This window comes from Candidatus Pantoea gossypiicola (genome assembly GCF_008632075.1).
Lineage (GTDB): Bacteria > Pseudomonadota > Gammaproteobacteria > Enterobacterales > Enterobacteriaceae > Pantoea > Pantoea gossypiicola.
Genome location: NZ_VWVM01000005.1, coordinates 151,990 through 168,546, shown reverse-complemented (window position 1 = coordinate 168,546; position 16,557 = coordinate 151,990). Strand labels below are relative to the sequence as shown.

Genomic DNA, 16,557 nt, shown 5'->3' with positions numbered 1-16,557 from the left:
TAGGGTTGATGGCTGAAATGACGCCCACATCTTTTTCTTATGCGGGCGTTTCAGACTGCTTAATGATGAAGATAACTCATAAGCCAGAAGAGGCCGCAATATCCTATTGCTGAGTATTTTCCGGAACCAGCACAAGACAGCCCTGCTCAATTTTCACCGTAATAAGGGCTCCGGTTTCAAATCCAGCTTCACGAAGCCATTTCCCGCTCAGATGTATTGCAGGTGTGGTGCAATCGCCGCGTTTGGGCTGATAGCCGATGGTATACCGACGTTGTGTTTTAGTTGGCGCGCTTTCAGATGGCAAATGGTGTTGTTCGAGGTTCGTGCTCATGGGGAAGCCTCCAGTATGCATTTTAAACCGCCACCTGAGGTTCCAATCTCATGGGTGGCAGACTGAACGAGGTTGGAACTACCGGGCACACTGAACCGGCGCACCCTAAGGTGCCCTCGCCCAGCCCACCATTGAGGTGTAGCCAGACGCACGACAATAAAATGTTGCCGCGAGTGTGCATTAACCGGAGTTCCAATTCCGTCGCCTGATTTGGCAGGCGCAGAAAAAGAATACGGCGATTAATGCGGGACGACAAGAAGCAGTGCTGGAACACAACTCGCAGATATTAAACGAAGTTATCTGCCAGAGAAACCAGCTCATCTCTTTATCCCTGCGCTTTCTGAGCAACGAAATGACCGTTCGCTTCACCCTGAACGCAAAAAGGCCCGCAAAGTAGCGGGCCTTTAACCAGTCAAAGTACAACAACCGTTATCTTTCATGGTAACGATGCACTGCCGGGTAATATTCCAGTCCATACAGCTGGCTCAGTGGCAGCAGCAGTTCGACGTTAATATCATGTACACGTTCACTGGTCACAGGGCCACTCAGCAGCTGTTCAAACCAGGCTATCAGTTTCTGTTTCATGTCAGGTTCTCCGCATCAGTTGATGCCCTGAGTAAACCCGCTTACGCGCTCGATCAGAACCAAAAATTTCTGCGCAGCTTATGCCGAAAATGGCATAACGCGCCTTGCCTGGTCAATCATCAGCCGCCGCCAGAGACCGGCTGCTCAAAAATCTACTGCGTTATCAGGGTCACCCAGTTCGCCCCTTTGCCAGCTGGGGCCTCCCCCACCCGCTTAAGTTCACCGCTGGCGGGATCGATGGCGTAGCTGCCAATCACGGCGCTCTTCTCTCCGCTGACGATCAGCCATTTGCCCTGCGCATCAATCGCGATACTGCGCGGCTGTTTTTCCACCGGCCAGCTGCCGATGAATGTTAACTCACCCGTGTGCTTATCTACCCGATAACCGCTGACGGTGCTGGAGGTGCGTTCAGTCACATAGATAAATTGCCCATCAGGCGTGATTTTAATGTCTGCCGCCCAGATGCGCGGCGTCGGATCGCTGTAGCCCGCCGGACGCTGCTCGCCATGCTGCAGGTTATATTTCTTCGCCACCGCGTTGGGCCAGGTTTTCAATGGCGTCAGCGTACCATCGGCTGCGCGCCGGAACTGCGTAATAGTGCCGCTCATCTCCGCGAGGTTATAGAGAAAGCGATTATCCGGCGAAATTACAGAATGCCGTGCGCCGCTGTTCTTCTCACCCTGTACAAACCCCGTACCCAGCGGAGTAATGGCCCCGTCACTGGCGAAGGTATATTGCAGTACCCTATCCGCGCCAAGGTTACCAACGTAGAGCGAATGGTTGCTGACGTCGGTGATCACCGAATGAGCATGCGGCCCGGTTTTCACTTCGCCCGTAACCTGGGTCGTCACAATGCCTTTATCATCAATCCGGTTACTGGTGACGATATCGCTGTCATAGGAGGCGGCCAGCAGGTAGCGCCCGCTCTTATCGGTGGTGATCCACGGAAAGCTGGCTTTGATCGGCGTCACCGCCAGTTTCTGCAGATCACCGTGTGGACGGGTGACGCGCCAGCTGATGATTGCGTAAGGCGGCGATCGCAGCGCGCCATAGAGATGTTTACCATCCGGGCTGGCCGCCAGCGGCATAATCTTTTTCCCGGCGGGCGTATCGCCCCGCCATTGCAGGCTGCCATTGGCTTCACTGAGCTGATAGCGGGAAACGGTGCCGGATTCGGCATTCGACACATAGACGAAGGTTGTCGCCCACAGCGGAGCGCTACACAGCAGCGGCAGGAGTGCCAGCGCTGTTTTAACAGGGATCATAGGGTCACCTTGATAAGCAGGTTCTGCGCCAGTGCGCAGCTGGAAATACGCTACCCCTCTCAGACGAGACTGGCTTTGTGCAACTGACTGAAATTATACCTGAAAGCCTGGAGATGTGACGGAGATGTTATTTTTAAAGGCGGGGTCTGAGAGGTGATGCCTTCCCCCCGGTGAGAGGAGAAGGCATAGGCATGCTGCTAACCGGTTTTCGCGATCATTTTATGGTAGCGGTTAAGCCATTTGCCGCTGTTAAGTCGCCACCAGAAGAAGATGCCACGCACCGTCCAGTCGAGGAACATCCCCAGCCAGACGCCGGTGACGCCCATGCCAAGTTGAATGCCCAGCAGATAACCGACCACGACGCGCGCGCACCACATACTGAACATCGACACATACATAGTGTACCGCGCATCACGTGCGCCTTTAAGACCCGCCGGCAGCACCCATGACGCGGCCCATAGCGGCATAAACAGCGCATTCAGCCAGAGCAGATGTTTCGTTACGTTGATCACTTCCGGGTCGCTGGTGTAGAACCGCGCCAGCAACCCGGCCAGCGGCACCGTCAGCAGCGCTATCGCGCTCAGACACGCCGTCGCCAGCCAGAAAACATGCCGCACCTGACGCTCCGCCTGGAAGACCTGATTTTTGCCCAGACGGGTACCGGTAATGATAGTTGAGGCTGAACCCAGCGCGTTGCCCGGCAGGTTGATCAGCGACGCGACCGAGAACGCGATAAAGTTACCCGCAATCTCACTGGTGCCCATGCCTGCCACAAACACCTGCGTCAGCAATTTACCGCCGTTGAACAGGACCGACTCGATACTGGCAGGCACACCTATACCTAATACTTCCATCAGAATGCTGCTGTTCCAGCGCCGGAAATAGCTCGACAGCGTGATTTTCAGCGAGGCATTAAAGCCGATCATCAGCACGTAAATCACCGCGATCGCCCCGATATAACGGGTGATGGTCAGACCCAGCCCGGCACCGATAAACCCTAAACCGTCCCACGAGAAGCAGCCATAGATCAGCACGCTACTGATGATGATGTTGAGGATGTTCATGCCGCCGTTAATCAGCATCGGGATTTTGGTGTTACCCGCGCCACGCAGCGCCCCGCTGCCGATCAGCGTAATAGCGGCTGCCGGATAGCTCCAGGCAGAGGTCTGCAGATAACTCAGCGCCAGCGCTTTAACTTTGGGTTCGGCAGCACCGGCGATGGCATCAATGATGAGATGGCCCCAGAACTCAATGGCGATCACCAGCACAAAGGCGAGTATCGTCATCATGGCCAGCGACTGACGCGTGGCGGCGCGGGCACGCTTGCCGTTGCGTTTTGCCAGACTGAACGCCACCACCACCGTGGTGCCGAGATCGATAGCCGCAAAGAACGAGATGATCACCATATTGAAGCTGTCGGCCAGGCCAACGCCCGCCATTGCCTCTTTGCCCAGCCAGCTGACCAGGAAGGTGCTCAGTACGCCCATCAACAGCACACAGGCATTCTCGAAGAAGATAGGCACTGCTAATGGCGATATTTCACGCCAGTAGAGCGTGCGATAAGAGCGGCGTTTCGGGTACCACGCCGTGCGCTTAATCGCCTGCATCACTGCTACGCCGGGATTTTGCAAAGGATTACCAAATCAGAAGAGACTGACGAGATCTAATGATGATAGTGAGCAGAGAAATATGCAAAGTCTTTCCGGGACAAATTAATCATGGTTACAAACTTTTTAGTTCAGATTCGGCAGATTCTGCCTCGCCGGGCCGTCCGCTGTAGCAAACCTGATTATTTCCGGTAGGTTACGATCGCCTGTCATCACGGTGCCACCGGCTGCACTGCTGCTCTTTTATCAGTTGCAGCGCAACAGACACGGCGGCATCGCCTGTTGCGGTAATAAAGATTTTCTTAACGGATTTTCGTAATGTGCGTTCCGGCTCACTGCCGCACTGCTCAGATTACGCGCTTCGTTAGCGCAAAAAAAAGGCGATCACAGATTCTTCACCAATCTCTGCAACAAACCCGCTAAGCTTGGGGCAAATTGCGGAAAAAAATGGAAGGAGAAACCATGCCGACATTACGGAAAAACCTGACCAGCCAGCAGGCGCTGGATGAACTTGAACGCCTTTACGATGGTGCCGTTGATGCGCTGCGTGCGGCGATTAAACTGTTTACCGAAAACGGCACGCTCCCCAATGCCGCGGAACGGGAAAAGGGACTGTTTGTATACCCGGAGCTGCGCATCACCTGGCACGGTGAAGGTCCGCAGCAGAATCGCACGCGTGCCTGGGGCCGCTTTACCCATACCGGCAGTTACAGCACCACCGTTACCCGTCCGGCGTTACTGCGCCACTATATTTCAGAACAGCTTCAGATGCTGGAAAAAGAGTATCAACTGGAGATCGACGTGGTGCCGTCCAGCCAGGAGATCCCCTATCCTTACGTGATCGACGGTTCTGATCTGTCGCTGGATCGCACCATGAGCGCCGGTATTGCGCGCCACTTCCCGACCACCGAGCTGTCACAGATTGGCGATGAGACTACCGACGGTCTGTTCCACGCCGACGCCAAATTCCCCCTGTCGCACTTCGACGCGCTGCGCACCGACTTCTCGCTGGCCCGTCTGCGTCACTACACCGGCACCAGCGTAGAGCACTTCCAGCCTTTTGTGCTGTTCACCAACTATACCCGTTATGTCGACGAGTTCGTGCGCTGGGCAATTGAGCAGGTGCGCGATCCTAACACCCCTTACGACAGCCTGGCCTGTGCGGGTGACGTGGTGCTGACGGCCGATACCGCCAACAGCGAGTCGATGCTCTCAGATCTGGCGTGGAAGAAGCATCAGATGCCTGCCTGGCATCTCACCTCACCTAATCGTCGCGGCATCACACTGGTTAATATCGGTGTCGGCCCGTCGAATGCCAAAACCATCTGCGATCATCTGGCGGTGATGCGCCCGCACGCGTGGCTGATGATTGGTCACTGCGGCGGTCTGCGCGAGAGCCAACGGATCGGCGACTATGTGCTGGCCCACGCTTATCTGCGTGACGATCACGTACTCGATAGCGTGCTTCCGCCAGACATCCCGGTGCCAAGCATTGCCGAAGTGCAGCGCGCACTGTATGACGCCACCAAGTCGGTGAGCGGCATGCCAGGTGAAGAGGTGAAGCAGCGCCTGCGTACCGGCACCGTGGTGACCACCGACGATCGCAACTGGGAGTTGCGCTACTCCGCGTCGGCCCTGCGCTTTAACCTGAGCCGCGCGGTAGCGGTCGATATGGAGAGCGCCACCATTGCCGCGCAGGGCTATCGTTTCCGGGTGCCGTACGGCACGCTGCTGTGCGTTTCCGACAAACCGCTGCACGGCGAAATCAAGCTGCCGGGTCAGGCGAACCGCTTCTATGAGGGGGCGATTTCAGAGCATCTGCAGATTGGCATTCACGCGGTTGAGCTGCTGCGCGCTGAGGGTGATAAGCTGCATTCGCGTAAGCTGCGGACGTTTAATGAGCCGCCTTTCCGGTAGATGTATCGCCGCTGGCTCGGGGAGGTTTGTTCGCTGCGCGAACGGGCTGGCAGCAGAGCTGATGCCGGGGATTGTTCGCTGCGCGAACGGGCTTTGAGAGGGGTTTCGTTCGCCTGATCAGCTGGGCAGTTTCAGACACGCCTCTGCTGGCGACCGACAAGGGGTGCCAGTCGCCGCGCCCCTTGACCCCCGGCTCCGGCCTGCTTCACCGCCGCTTCGCGGTCCCTTCGCTTCTTCCGGATTTCTTACGGACCAGCGGGTTCGCGCCATCCCTGGCGCTCGTCCTGAAATCCCTCATCCGCTCAGCGGTTCTGACGGCCTCCCCACCCCTCGCTGTTATCTCTTCTTTTTGTTTTGGGTACTTTATCGCTTTACGTTTCCGGGATTGGCTTTGGCTTTGGCTTTGGCTTTGGCTTTGGCTTTGGCTTTGGCTTTGGCTTTGGCTTTGGCTTTGGCTTTGGCTTTGGCTTTGGCTTTGGCTTTGGCTTTGGCTTTGGCTTTGGCTTTGGCTTTACAGGACAGCAGACAACACAACACCACAGTTAACACAAAGAAATCACAGGCGGGGGGTTGTCAGAGGCATCCGGAGCGCTGAGGAACAACCGGAGGCAAGGATGAGCCGACAGGACGTCGGCGAAAGGACGGTTCGCGCCAGGGATGGCGCGTCCGGACGGTCCGCTGGCCGCAGGGCGTGACGAAGGCACCCCGCGAAGCGGGGCGCGCAGGCTGCCGGACGCCGGGATTGTTAAGGGGCGGGCGTCCGCCCCTTGACGCGTCCGCCTGCACAGGCAACCTGAAACTCCCCATCGCCTGGCGGGCGTAACCTGCTCAGAGCATGCCCACCTCTCCAGACGAACGAAAACCCTCTCAGCGTCAGCCTGCTCCAAAGCGAAATTTATGCGGACCACTAAGTCCTGCCATTAACCCCAATTAAATCCCGTAATTAATCTGCCTCTTAAAACAAAAAGCCCATAACCTTTCGGTTATGGGCATGCTTCTTTTTTATTATATAGACAACTTTCCCTGCGCGTTGGCTTGTGATATTACTTTCACACCCATTCCGGCTTGCATGAAGGTACAATTAAAGTATGGCGCTTTATATAAAGTGTCATTTCTCTGTAGGGTTATTAAGTTGCAAGGTCAATTTAATGTAGAGTAATGAAAATGTAAGGACACACTCATGAAAAAAATTACGTTACCCGCAAGGCTTATCAGAATGTTTGAAAACGACCCTGTTGTCGGCTGGGGAGTGAAGGACAATCAGTCCCGCTTTGTTTATGTGAATAACACTCTCAAAGCCTGGCAAACTCTATCGCCAGGTATTAATTATGAAGGCCGCCATATTAGAGAAATGCCTGTTCCGGTTGCAGAATTTGCTGACCTTTTTAGCCAGCAGGAGCGGGAAATAGAGCGAACAGGTCAGCCAGTCAGAGCAATCACCACACATATACAGGGAAAAGAAAAAATCATGCAGCCTGCTTATAGTGTTCAGGAGCCACTGTATGATAACGAGCATAACTGTATCGGAACGGTTATCAGCGTCAGGCATGTGAGGATCATCACACCGAGCGCCTTGCTGGACGGCAAAATAATTCAGCATGCGACTTTTGAAGCACCCTCATCCGTCTTCACAGAAAAAGAGTGGGAAGTCGTTTATCTGCTGGTCTGTGGGATGAACATAAAAGAAATAAGCAGTATCCTGGCGATTACAGCTGACGCAGTTAATGGCAGACTCAGAAGTTGTTACAGAAAGACCGGTCTGAATTCGCTTTCTGCACTGATCAGCTATTGCCGTGACAATAAGTTAGACCATTATATTCCACCGTTCTTCCTGAAAAAAGGCCACATTATAATAAGAGGATGAACTGATGGTCAGAAAGCTGAATCCTGTTGAATATTACTTAGATAACTCACTGTTTGGCTGGGCTATTAAAAACAATGTCTCACGCTATGTTTATGCCAATAAGCTTGCATGCAGTTATTTCAACGTTCCGTCTGACACTATTATGGGGGCATTCGACACCGACCTGACGCCAGACATTAGCGATTATTACCATCATATTTTGCATGATGATAAAAAAATCCTGAATACTAAAGAAATGAGCATTGTGCTCAAGACTTTTGAATACGGAGAAGAGAACAGGCTGCGATCTTTTATGGTGGAGAAACGCCCGTGGACGTTCAGTGATGGAACCGATGGTATTATCTGTACCTATCTTGAGATCACCAATGTTTACTTTTCAACGTTCCTCCGGCCACGTGACAGAAGACCCTTTGTTTTTACCCGGCCCGCGAATATCTTCACCGATAAAGAGTGGGAAGTGATTCTGCTATTGCTCTGTGGGGTAAAGCAGAACCTTATGCCAGGAATTCTGGGCATCAGTGCTCCGGCCCTTCGCAACCGACTTATACGCTGTTACGACAAATCTGGTGCAACCAGCAACGCTGCGTTGAAGCAGCATTGTATGCAGGAGGGGTGGGATAACTATATCCCGCCTTTTTTCCTGAACAAAGGATATGTGCTGATCACCTGAGGCGCAAAGAGCCAACCGGAGGCCCGGAAGAGTCGACAGGGCGTCGGAATTGTTCGCTGCGCGAACGGGCTCTGAGAGGGGTTTCGTTCGCCTGATCAATTGGGCAGTTTCAGACACGCCTCTGCTGGCGACCGACAAGGGGCGCCAGTCGCCGCGCCCCTTGCCCCCCGGCTCCGGCCTGCTTCACCGCCGCTTCGCGGTCCCTTCGCTTCTTCCGGATTTCTTACGGACCAGCGGGACGCGCCATCCCTGGCGCGAACCCGCCTCTTCGCGACATCCCTGTCGCTCGTCCTGAAANTCTGAGAGGGGTTTCGTTCGCCTGATCAATTGGGCAGTTTCAGACACGCCTCTGCTGGCGACCGACAAGGGGCGCCAGTCGCCGCGCCCCTTGCCCCCCGGCTCCGGCCTGCTTCACCGCCGCTTCGCGGTCCCTTCGCTTCTTCCGGATTTCTTACGGACCAGCGGGACGCGCCATCCCTGGCGCGAACCCGCCTCTTCGCGACATCCCTGTCGCTCGTCCTGAAATCCCTCATCCGCTCAGCGGTTCTGACGGCCTCCCTACCCCCCTGCTGTTATCTCTTCTTTCTGTGTTGGGTAATTTATCGCTGTGGGTTTTTGGCTTTGACTTTGACTGTGGCTTTAAGTCCAGCAGACAACACAGCACCACAGTTAACACAAAGAAATGACAGGCGGGGGGTTGTCAGAGGCATCCGGAGCGCTGAGGAACAACCAGAGGCAAGGATGAGCCGACAGGACGTCGGCGAAAGGACGGTTCGCGCCAGGGATGGCGCGTCCGGACGGTCCTTCGGCCGCAGGGCGTGACGAAGGCACCCCGCGAAGCGGGGCGCGCAGGCTGCCGGACGCCGGGATTGTTAAGGGGCGGGCGTACGCCCCTTGACGCGTCCGCCTGCACAGGCAACCTGAAACTCCCCCTCGCCTGGCGGGCGTAACCTGCTCAGAGCCAGCCCGCTGCTAAGCATGCCCACCTCTCCAGACGAACAGAAACTCTCTCAGCGCCCTTTCGCGCAGCGAACTAAAGGCCTGGCGGGCCGCTACCCGCAGGGATTGTTAAGGGGCGGGCGTCCGCCCCTTGACGCGTCCGCCTGCACAGGCAACCTGAAACTCCCCCTCGCCTGGCGGGCGTAACCTTCTCAATGTTAGCCCGCTGCAAAGCGATCCCTTCTCAGCCTCTGCCCGCTGCTAAACGTTCCTTAACCGCAACGCGGTAAATTAAGCACTCAACCACCCAAGCTTAATCACAAACAGAATCGACAGAATTACCAGCGCCGCATTCACCTCTTTGGCGCGACCACTCAACAGCTTTACCAGAGTCCAGGTAATAAAACCAAACGCGATGCCGTTAGCGATGGAATAGGTCAGCGGCATGGTCAGCGCGGTCACGGTAACCGGCGCGGCCGTGGTGATATCTTTCCAGTCAATATCTGCCAGGCCCGATGCCATTAATACCGCTACAAACAGCAGTGCAGGTGCAGTAGCGTAAACCGGCACGCTGGAGGCCAGCGGCGAGAAGAACAGCGCCAGCAGGAACAGCACACCCACCACAATCGCGGTCAGCCCGGTACGGCCACCGGCACTCACGCCCGCCGCCGATTCCACATAACTGGTGGTGGTCGAGGTCCCCAGCAGTGAACCAAACAGCGCAGCGGCACTGTCGGCAATCAGCGCACGGCCCATCTTCGGCACGTTACCCTGCTCATCCGCCAGACCGGCACGTTTCGTCACGCCCAGCAGCGTGCCGGTGTTATCAAACACATCAACAAACAGGAAGGCAAAAATCACGCTGATCAGGCCGACGTTAAATGCCCCGGCGATGTCCAGTTGCAGGAACGTCGGTGCGATGGACGGCGGCGCAGAGAAGACGCCCGCGAACGGCGACAGACCGATGCCCATCGAGATAAAGGTCACCAGCAGAATGCCGATCAGCACCGCACCGGTCACGCGACGCGCTTCCAGCACCACGATCACCACAAAGCCGAGCATCGCCAGCAGCGGACCCGGCTTGGTCAGATCGCCAATGCCCACCAGCGTCGCCGGGTTATCGACCACGATGCCCGCCCCTTCCAGCGCAATAATCGCCAGGAACAGCCCGATACCTGCTCCAATCCCGGCGCGCAGCGGCAGTGGGATACTGGCAATAATCCACTCACGGATTTTAAACAGGGACATCGCGAAGAAAATCACCGCCGAGAGAAACACCGCGCCCAGCGCAACCTGCCACGTGTAGCCCATGTGCAGCACCACGGTGTAGGTGAAAAAGGCGTTCAGTCCCATGCCAGGTGCCAGCGCGATCGGGTAGTTGGCGATCAGCCCCATCAGCACACAGCCAATCGCCGCCGCCAGACAGGTGGCGACAAACACCGCGCCCTTGTCCATGCCGGTTGCGCCCAGAATGCTCGGGTTCACAAACAGAATATAAGCCATCGCCAGGAAGGTAGTGATCCCGGCGATAATCTCGGTACGAACCGTGGTGTTATGCGCTTTGAGTTTGAATAGTTTTTCTAACATCATCATCTCTCGATACAGGAGACAGCCGTCTCTCTTGCCAAAGGGGTTTGTATGCTGATTATTCTGTTTCCGGGATATGGATACCGGCCGCTGCATACCTGCGTGCCAGAACCACCTGAAATCCCTGCGTTACCCACTGCCCAAAGCAATTGCCATGCCATTTGCCGACGCAATCGATTACCTGGGAGCGCAGGACTCGCCTAAGAAGATTCCTAACCAAATCGAGGCGCGATTATGGTGCAATGCACCGATCCTGCGCAATCGTTTTCCTGCGGCAAATCAGTAACCCCTAAAAACTCTGCGCCAGCGCACGCTTCCATACTCTCACAGGCGAAGCTGGTCACGTTTCAGCACGCTGCCTCAGCAACCTTTTCAGGCCTGTGTAGACTCCAGAATTAACTCTTTCGTAACATTGAGGCCGCGCCATGAAGCCAGCGATTTTGGTGGTGGATGATGATCCTGCTGTCTGCGACGTCCTGCAGGATGCGTTAAGTGAACATCTGTTAACGGTCTACCGCTGTCATCAGGGACGCGAGGCACTATCAATGCTCAGCGAACACCCGGAGATTTCACTGGTGATGCTGGATATGATGCTGCCCGATACCAACGGGCTGCTGGTGTTACAGCAGCTCCAGCGTCAGCGACCCGAGGTACTGGTGATTATGCTGACCGGTATGGGTTCCGAAGCGGAGATGGTGGTGGGTCTGGAGATGGGGGCAGATGATTACATCGCCAAACCTTTCAATCCCCGCGTAGTCGTGGCCCGCGCCCGTGCCGCTTTGCGCCGCAACGGGCGTATCGCACAGGCCGATCCTGAGCAGGCAGGCTGGCGTTTTGGCGGCTGGCAACTGGACGATGGCCGCTGCCAGCTGTTCAATCCGCAGCGCGAACTGGTGCCGCTGACCCAGGGAGAATACAGTCTGCTGCGCGCGCTGGTGCGCCACGCCCGCAAAGTGCTGACCCGCGATCAGCTGCTGGAGCTGACCCACAGCGAAAGCCTCGATGTGTTTGACCGCACCATCGACGTGCTGATCATGCGACTGCGCCGTAAAATTGAAACCAACCCGCATCAGCCTGACCTGATCCGCACCATCCGCGGGTTGGGTTACGTCTTTTCCGCTGACGTGATGAAACCGGAAACCGTGCCGCGCGCCAGCCAGATCGCCTGAAGGCCCGGTTCAGCAGACCGGGTATTATGCATCATACGCTCCGCCATACGCTCGCGGCACAAGATCCCCCTGTGCCTCTCCTCTTTCAACCATTGCCGGAATCTTGTCAGCCACGCGCTCCGGCGCATGCGCGAAAGCGGCGCTCTGTTCAGCCTGCTCAATCGCCACGGCCTGTCCCGATTTCACCGACTGATAAAATTCTGAGGTAGCCATAAACGGGTGAACGACGGAAAACGTAATCCCGGTCTCAGCCAACTCCAGCCGCGCAACGCCGGATAGCATATTCAGCCCCGCCTTAGAACTGGTGTAGGCCGCTGATTCCGTCCATTTTTGAATAAAAACCATAAAAACAATAGTTTATATAAAAAATCAATACTGTAAGTGAAATTTCCATATTATCTTCAACTGTAAGATGCCCTCACATCCGATGGGCTTTGCCATATTTTATGAAAGTTGTGGCTTATAGTCCGTGGACTCATAGTCTTCAAAAAATCGATCATGCCTCTCTGTTAAATGGGAGACGTCAATGTCAGAAGAATCACTTCTAAAAGCCTTTGGCCAGAACATATGCCAATTAAGGAAAGAGCTGAAGTTAAGCCAGGAACAATTGGCTGAAAGAGCTCAACTTGATAGAACATACGTTAGTTCTGTCGAACGCGGACAGAGAAACATTAGCCTTCTGAACATATGCAAATTGGCAGCTGCACTAGATGTGCTGCCAGGAAGTCTCCTGGCAAACCTTGGAGATTTTTATGAACAATAAACTTGATGAAGCATTCTCTTTCTATACCCGCCACATCTACGACGAAGAAAAAATCTACTTGTTAAGGTTACATAACCTCAAAGTCGCCGGACATGTCCCATCCGTGCTATGGGAACTGTTTGGAGCTATTCTTACAGGGCGACAGGGCAAGGGCGCTATAGGCGCAGACCTTCAAGGCTGGGAAGTTAAGTCGTCGGCATTTAGAAGCTCCTACGAGTATCAGTATCACTTGAACACAGGCGAAGCTAAGCTTTTGGAGGATTGTGAAGTCAACCACCTCTTTTGCTCTTATTCAATTGATTATCGTGACCTCATTGTCAAAGCTATTCATGGTAGCGAGCTTAAGACCCCTTTTTTTGAAGCTTGGCTGCCCGAATACAGAGCAAATTATGATCGAACCGCAGTCAGTGCTGCTAGACGCCAGCGTTTTAGGAAAGCCATTCCATATGGGTTTGTTCAAATGTATGGACGCACAATTCTTGAAGTTAAGGCTGGTGAAATATACAGTAGAAATGATATTCTTTTAGAAGAGTTCAACAGATTAGTAGGTTAGCAGAAATGAGATTTGCAGAGTTTTTTGCTGGAGTAGGATTAGTGCGGGAAGGGCTTGAGAGCTCTGGTTGGCAATGTGTATGGGCTAACGATATTTCTGCCGATAAAATGAGTACTTATGTAGAGAACTATGGCGGTGATCATTTTTATTTAGAAGATATTTGGAAGGTGGCAGCCGAAGCTGACGATATTCTTCCTAAAAATGTTTTCCTTTATACTGCTTCCTTCCCTTGTACTGACTTATCAGTGGCTGGCAGTAGGGCTGGTCTTGCAGGGGCAGAATCTGGTACGCTTAATGCTGTTTTAAATATCCTTAAAGAAAAAAAGCTTGCAAACGATTTACCAAAAATCGTTATGCTTGAAAATGTATCCGGTTTCTTGACATCACATGGAGGCAGAGACGTCATTGAGACTGTCAAAACTTTATCTGAACTTGGGTTTGTAGTTGATATCATTGAATTGGATGCCGCGCTTTTCACTCCGCAGAGTAGACCTCGTGTTTTTTTAATAGCAGTGATTAAAGATATTGCTAGTAAATTCATGCTCCTAAAAAAAAGTGAGGATCTTTTTGACACTTGGTGGCAGAGGTATGATGAGCAGCCTAAGTTGCGCTCGACAAAGTTGAAAAAACTCATTGCTTCAAATGAACAATTGAATTGGGGACTATTTGATATCCCGCTTCCTAAGCAAAGAACATCAACCCTGGAAGATATCATTGAGTATGATATCCCTAATGATTCCTCTTTATGGTGGTCAGACGACCGTAAAAATCATTTACTTGCTCAGATGAATCCTGCACATCTCGCGAAATTACAAGCAATGATGGATAGTGAGTTATTTTCATACGGTACAGTATTTAGAAGAATGAGAGCAGGGGTTTCTATGGCCGAGCTTAGAACTGATGGTATTGCTGGGTGTTTAAGAACTCCCCGGGGAGGATCTAGCAAACAGATACTGGTTCGTGCTGGCAATGGAGAATTGGGAGTGCGATTACTTACTCCTAGAGAGTATGCTCGTTTACAGGGAGTGCGTGATAGTTTTATATTACCAAATAATATTAATAAAGGATATTTCGCAATGGGAGATGCTGTTTGCGTCCCTGCAATCGAGCATCTCTCAAAACATGCGCTTATTCCTATCTTTAAGTGTTCACAGCTGACTTAATTATTGGGGCCCCAAAAAAGGGGCCTACTCGATGCGTTATGTAGATTAATGTACCTCAATGTTAGGTATACTCTCACCTGATCAACTAAATGTAAAAAGTGTCTTCAAACGAAAAGCTCATTCGCTTAAATCGCGACACTAAAGCCGATTTATGTCCATAAATTTCCACAAATATGCACTGGTTCAGAAAGCTACCTTTTGCACTTAACACAAAATTTTGTGGCTTCATTACAATTATTGGGCTCCCACGACCGCCGTCGCGGCCGATGTGGGCTATGAAAGTCTGACGCAGTTTACGCGGGAATATGCGCGCCTGTTCGGTGAGCCGCCCGCCCGCAGCATCAGAAAACTCAGGCTGACCGGCACTGAAACATTACAGCAGATCGGAGAGCGAGGTTAATGCGACCTGCCGCTGTGATGGCGGCGGGCCTGCACTAAGCTTCACAGAAAGCCGTTCGCATAGTCATTACACAGCAACCAGCGCGGCGCTTCATCCTAATTCAGCGGATTAAAACGGGCCAGCGGCGTCAGAAACACGTTGTCATTTTCATCATCGTTGGGCATCGATACCTCGCCCACCAGCACGTCGCCGAAGCCGTTTTCGCCCCAGAAACTGTGCCAGATGCCCGCCTCCAGCGTCACGCTTTCACCCGGCGAGAGCCGCAGTTGTGAACCGGCTGCATGGGTCTGGCGCAGGCCGTCCAGCGACACCACCACTGGCGAATCTGCCAGTCCGTCACCGTCGCGGTTATGCAGTTCGACAATCAGGTTGCCGCCGCCGCGATTAATGATGTCTTCCATCTTGCGCGGATGATAGTGCATCGGCGTCAGTTGCCCTTCGCGCACGTGCATTATCTTCTCGGCGTAGGGTTTATGCCAGGGCTGACCGCCCGGCGAGCCGTTGCGGAGAGTAAACAGCGTCAGGCCGGTCTGCATAAAATCTGCCGCGCCAAAACTGGTGAGGTCCCAGCCCAGTCGCAGCGCCAGAATCTCCTGTATCACGTCGCGATCCTGAGCACGCCACTGGCTGACGCTGTAATCGGCCCACGGCGGCAGATGCACATCCTGCTGCCGGAAAAACTCGCGGGTATGTTGCAGGTAATAGTTAACCTCTGAACGTTGCATGATGGCCTCCTGGGGGCAGCACCCGGAGGGTGCCGCATTAAAGCCTATTTCACCGTCCAGCCCTGATAACTGCCGATATTATCGCGGTCGATCAGTTTCACCGGGATCAGCACTGGCTTATCCGGAGCCGGTTTGCCCTGCAGGATGTCGTAGCCAATCTCCACCGCCTTCGCCGCCATCACCTGCGGGTCCTGCGCCGGGGTCGCGACAAACAGCGAGTTTTTACGCTTCAGCGCCTCTTCTCCGTCCGGCGATCCATCGACGCCCACGATAAAGAATTCGCTGCGCTGCGCCTGTTTTGCGGCTAAGTCCGCGCCAATCGCAGTCGGATCGTTGATGGCAAACACCGCATCGATTTTGGGGTTTGCGGAGAGCAGACCGGTCATCACCTCCAGTCCACCTTCCCGACTGCCTTTGGCGTTCTGGTTGTAGGAGAGCAGCTTGATCTCCGGATGGGTTTTCAGCTCGTTCATGCAGCCTTCAACACGGTTCTGTACGGCTGAAACCGGCGGCCCGTTGATGATTACCACGTTGCCTTTATTCTTCAGGCGGTCAGAAATATATTTACAGGCCATCGCGCCCGCTTCGGTGTTATCGGAGGTGATGGTCGCATTCGCGCCATCGGCGGCCACGTCGACCGCCACTACCACGATACCGGCGTCACGCGCTCGCTTCACCGCTGGAGCGATGCCTTTAGAGTCGGCGGCATTGAGGATAATCATGTCGACTTTGGCCGCAATAAAGTTATCAATCTGGCCAACCTGCTGACCGAGATCGTAGCCGCTGGAGACCAGCGTCACGTTGACCTTATCGCCCGCCAGCTGACGCGCCTTCATCTCTGCGCCTTTGGTGATCTGCACGAAGAAGGGGTTAGCGAGATCGCCGACCGTGACGCCAATAGATTTGAGTCCTTTTGCCTGAGCCAGACCAGTGCTGAGCAGCGTCGCCGCCAGCAGCCCGGTTACAATTGGATTAAAACGCATAGACCTTCTCCTGCTGTTTTTAGATGCCAACCACTT

16 protein-coding genes are annotated in these 16,557 nt (G+C 54.0%); 8 read left to right on the top strand and 8 right to left on the bottom strand.

What is annotated here, in order from left to right; all coding sequences use genetic code 11:
* Window positions 1–103: 103 nt before the first annotated feature.
* The 4 genes from F3I20_RS08545 to F3I20_RS08535 all read right to left on the bottom strand — a co-directional run bounded on the left by F3I20_RS08545 (window position 104) and on the right by F3I20_RS08535 (window position 3,788).
* Complete coding sequence (locus F3I20_RS08545) at window positions 104–331, bottom strand: SymE family type I addiction module toxin (RefSeq protein ID WP_150014816.1); 228 nt, start codon at window positions 329–331, stop codon at window positions 104–106.
* A 429-nt stretch (window positions 332–760) separates the two neighbouring features.
* Window positions 761–916, bottom strand: coding sequence for a hypothetical protein (locus tag F3I20_RS23900; protein WP_190285947.1), 156 nt, complete (start codon window positions 914–916; stop codon window positions 761–763).
* A gap of 152 nt (window positions 917–1,068) precedes the next feature.
* The gene (locus F3I20_RS08540) at window positions 1,069–2,181 is read right to left on the bottom strand and encodes a lactonase family protein (RefSeq protein WP_150037489.1); all 1,113 of its coding nucleotides are present in this window, start codon (window positions 2,179–2,181) and stop codon (window positions 1,069–1,071) included.
* A 197-nt stretch (window positions 2,182–2,378) separates the two neighbouring features.
* Window positions 2,379–3,788, bottom strand: a complete 1,410-nt coding sequence (locus F3I20_RS08535; RefSeq protein ID WP_150014812.1) for an EmmdR/YeeO family multidrug/toxin efflux MATE transporter — start codon at window positions 3,786–3,788, stop codon at window positions 2,379–2,381.
* A gap of 462 nt (window positions 3,789–4,250) precedes the next feature.
* On the opposite strand from F3I20_RS08535, the gene F3I20_RS08530 reads away from it, so the two are divergent.
* The 4 genes from F3I20_RS08530 (at window position 4,251) to F3I20_RS08515 (ending at window position 8,239) form a co-directional block, all read left to right on the top strand.
* Window positions 4,251–5,705 (top strand): AMP nucleosidase, encoded by a 1,455-nt coding sequence (locus F3I20_RS08530; RefSeq protein WP_150014810.1) that lies wholly within the window; start codon window positions 4,251–4,253, stop codon window positions 5,703–5,705.
* Between the two features lie 354 nt (window positions 5,706–6,059).
* On the top strand, window positions 6,060–6,251 hold the full coding sequence (locus F3I20_RS08525; RefSeq protein ID WP_150059915.1) for a hypothetical protein: 192 nt from the start codon (window positions 6,060–6,062) through the stop codon (window positions 6,249–6,251).
* 634 nt (window positions 6,252–6,885) lie between these two features.
* On the top strand, window positions 6,886–7,569 hold the full coding sequence (locus F3I20_RS08520) for a helix-turn-helix transcriptional regulator (protein WP_150037491.1): 684 nt from the start codon (window positions 6,886–6,888) through the stop codon (window positions 7,567–7,569).
* Between the two features lie 4 nt (window positions 7,570–7,573).
* The gene (locus F3I20_RS08515) at window positions 7,574–8,239 is read left to right on the top strand and encodes a PAS domain-containing protein (RefSeq protein ID WP_150037492.1); all 666 of its coding nucleotides are present in this window, start codon (window positions 7,574–7,576) and stop codon (window positions 8,237–8,239) included.
* A 1,230-nt stretch (window positions 8,240–9,469) separates the two neighbouring features.
* On the opposite strand, the gene F3I20_RS08510 is transcribed toward F3I20_RS08515, so the two are convergent.
* A complete protein-coding gene (locus F3I20_RS08510) occupies window positions 9,470–10,768 on the bottom strand; it encodes an NCS2 family permease (protein ID WP_197042348.1) in 1,299 nt (432 codons plus the stop codon).
* A 422-nt stretch (window positions 10,769–11,190) separates the two neighbouring features.
* Here F3I20_RS08510 and F3I20_RS08505 point away from each other — a divergent pair, with 422 nt between their 5' ends.
* Window positions 11,191–11,934: a response regulator gene (locus F3I20_RS08505; RefSeq protein ID WP_150037493.1), complete on the top strand. Its 744-nt coding sequence runs from the start codon at window positions 11,191–11,193 to the stop codon at window positions 11,932–11,934.
* Window positions 11,935–11,958: 24 nt separating this feature from the next.
* On the opposite strand, the gene F3I20_RS08500 is transcribed toward F3I20_RS08505, so the two are convergent.
* Window positions 11,959–12,279 (bottom strand): SDR family NAD(P)-dependent oxidoreductase, encoded by a 321-nt coding sequence (locus F3I20_RS08500; RefSeq protein WP_223813099.1) that lies wholly within the window; start codon window positions 12,277–12,279, stop codon window positions 11,959–11,961.
* Window positions 12,280–12,460: 181 nt separating this feature from the next.
* On the opposite strand from F3I20_RS08500, the gene F3I20_RS08495 reads away from it, so the two are divergent.
* Genes F3I20_RS08495 through F3I20_RS08485 form a run of 3 tightly spaced genes read left to right on the top strand, consistent with a single transcriptional unit; the run spans window position 12,461 to window position 14,413 of the window.
* Window positions 12,461–12,697 carry a helix-turn-helix domain-containing protein gene (locus F3I20_RS08495; RefSeq protein ID WP_150037494.1) on the top strand — a complete coding sequence of 79 codons (237 nt, stop codon included), beginning with the start codon at window positions 12,461–12,463 and terminating at the stop codon, window positions 12,695–12,697.
* A complete protein-coding gene (locus tag F3I20_RS08490) occupies window positions 12,687–13,250 on the top strand; it encodes a hypothetical protein (RefSeq protein WP_150037495.1) in 564 nt (187 codons plus the stop codon). The genes F3I20_RS08495 and F3I20_RS08490 overlap by 11 nt, the downstream gene beginning before the upstream one ends.
* A gap of 5 nt (window positions 13,251–13,255) precedes the next feature.
* A complete protein-coding gene (locus F3I20_RS08485; RefSeq protein WP_150013853.1) occupies window positions 13,256–14,413 on the top strand; it encodes a DNA cytosine methyltransferase in 1,158 nt (385 codons plus the stop codon).
* Between the two features lie 495 nt (window positions 14,414–14,908).
* Here the strand turns inward: F3I20_RS08485 and F3I20_RS08475 are convergent, their stop codons facing one another.
* Together F3I20_RS08475 and F3I20_RS08470 are read right to left on the bottom strand one after the other, a co-directional pair.
* The gene (locus tag F3I20_RS08475) at window positions 14,909–15,538 is read right to left on the bottom strand and encodes a D-lyxose/D-mannose isomerase (protein ID WP_150037496.1); all 630 of its coding nucleotides are present in this window, start codon (window positions 15,536–15,538) and stop codon (window positions 14,909–14,911) included.
* Window positions 15,539–15,582: 44 nt separating this feature from the next.
* A complete protein-coding gene (locus F3I20_RS08470) occupies window positions 15,583–16,521 on the bottom strand; it encodes an ABC transporter substrate-binding protein (RefSeq protein WP_150037497.1) in 939 nt (312 codons plus the stop codon).
* Window positions 16,522–16,557: the final 36 nt, after the last annotated feature.

Bases quoted from the DNA above. Each gene is read 5' to 3' on its own strand.
- F3I20_RS08545 (WP_150014816.1), bottom strand. From the start codon at position 331: ATGAGCACGAACCTCGAACAACACCATTTGCCATCTGAAAGCGCGCCA.
- F3I20_RS23900 (WP_190285947.1), bottom strand. From the start codon at position 916: ATGAAACAGAAACTGATAGCCTGGTTTGAACAGCTGCTGAGTGGCCCT.
- F3I20_RS08540 (WP_150037489.1), bottom strand. From the start codon at position 2,181: ATGATCCCTGTTAAAACAGCGCTGGCACTCCTGCCGCTGCTGTGTAGC.
- F3I20_RS08535 (WP_150014812.1), bottom strand. From the start codon at position 3,788: ATGCAGGCGATTAAGCGCACGGCGTGGTACCCGAAACGCCGCTCTTAT.
- F3I20_RS08530 (WP_150014810.1), top strand. From the start codon at position 4,251: ATGCCGACATTACGGAAAAACCTGACCAGCCAGCAGGCGCTGGATGAA.
- F3I20_RS08520 (WP_150037491.1), top strand. From the start codon at position 6,886: ATGAAAAAAATTACGTTACCCGCAAGGCTTATCAGAATGTTTGAAAAC.
- F3I20_RS08515 (WP_150037492.1), top strand. From the start codon at position 7,574: ATGGTCAGAAAGCTGAATCCTGTTGAATATTACTTAGATAACTCACTG.
- F3I20_RS08510 (WP_197042348.1), bottom strand. From the start codon at position 10,768: ATGATGTTAGAAAAACTATTCAAACTCAAAGCGCATAACACCACGGTT.
- F3I20_RS08505 (WP_150037493.1), top strand. From the start codon at position 11,191: ATGAAGCCAGCGATTTTGGTGGTGGATGATGATCCTGCTGTCTGCGAC.
- F3I20_RS08500 (WP_223813099.1), bottom strand. From the start codon at position 12,279: ATGGTTTTTATTCAAAAATGGACGGAATCAGCGGCCTACACCAGTTCT.
- F3I20_RS08495 (WP_150037494.1), top strand. From the start codon at position 12,461: ATGTCAGAAGAATCACTTCTAAAAGCCTTTGGCCAGAACATATGCCAA.
- F3I20_RS08490 (WP_150037495.1), top strand. From the start codon at position 12,687: ATGAACAATAAACTTGATGAAGCATTCTCTTTCTATACCCGCCACATC.
- F3I20_RS08485 (WP_150013853.1), top strand. From the start codon at position 13,256: ATGAGATTTGCAGAGTTTTTTGCTGGAGTAGGATTAGTGCGGGAAGGG.
- F3I20_RS08475 (WP_150037496.1), bottom strand. From the start codon at position 15,538: ATGCAACGTTCAGAGGTTAACTATTACCTGCAACATACCCGCGAGTTT.
- F3I20_RS08470 (WP_150037497.1), bottom strand. From the start codon at position 16,521: ATGCGTTTTAATCCAATTGTAACCGGGCTGCTGGCGGCGACGCTGCTC.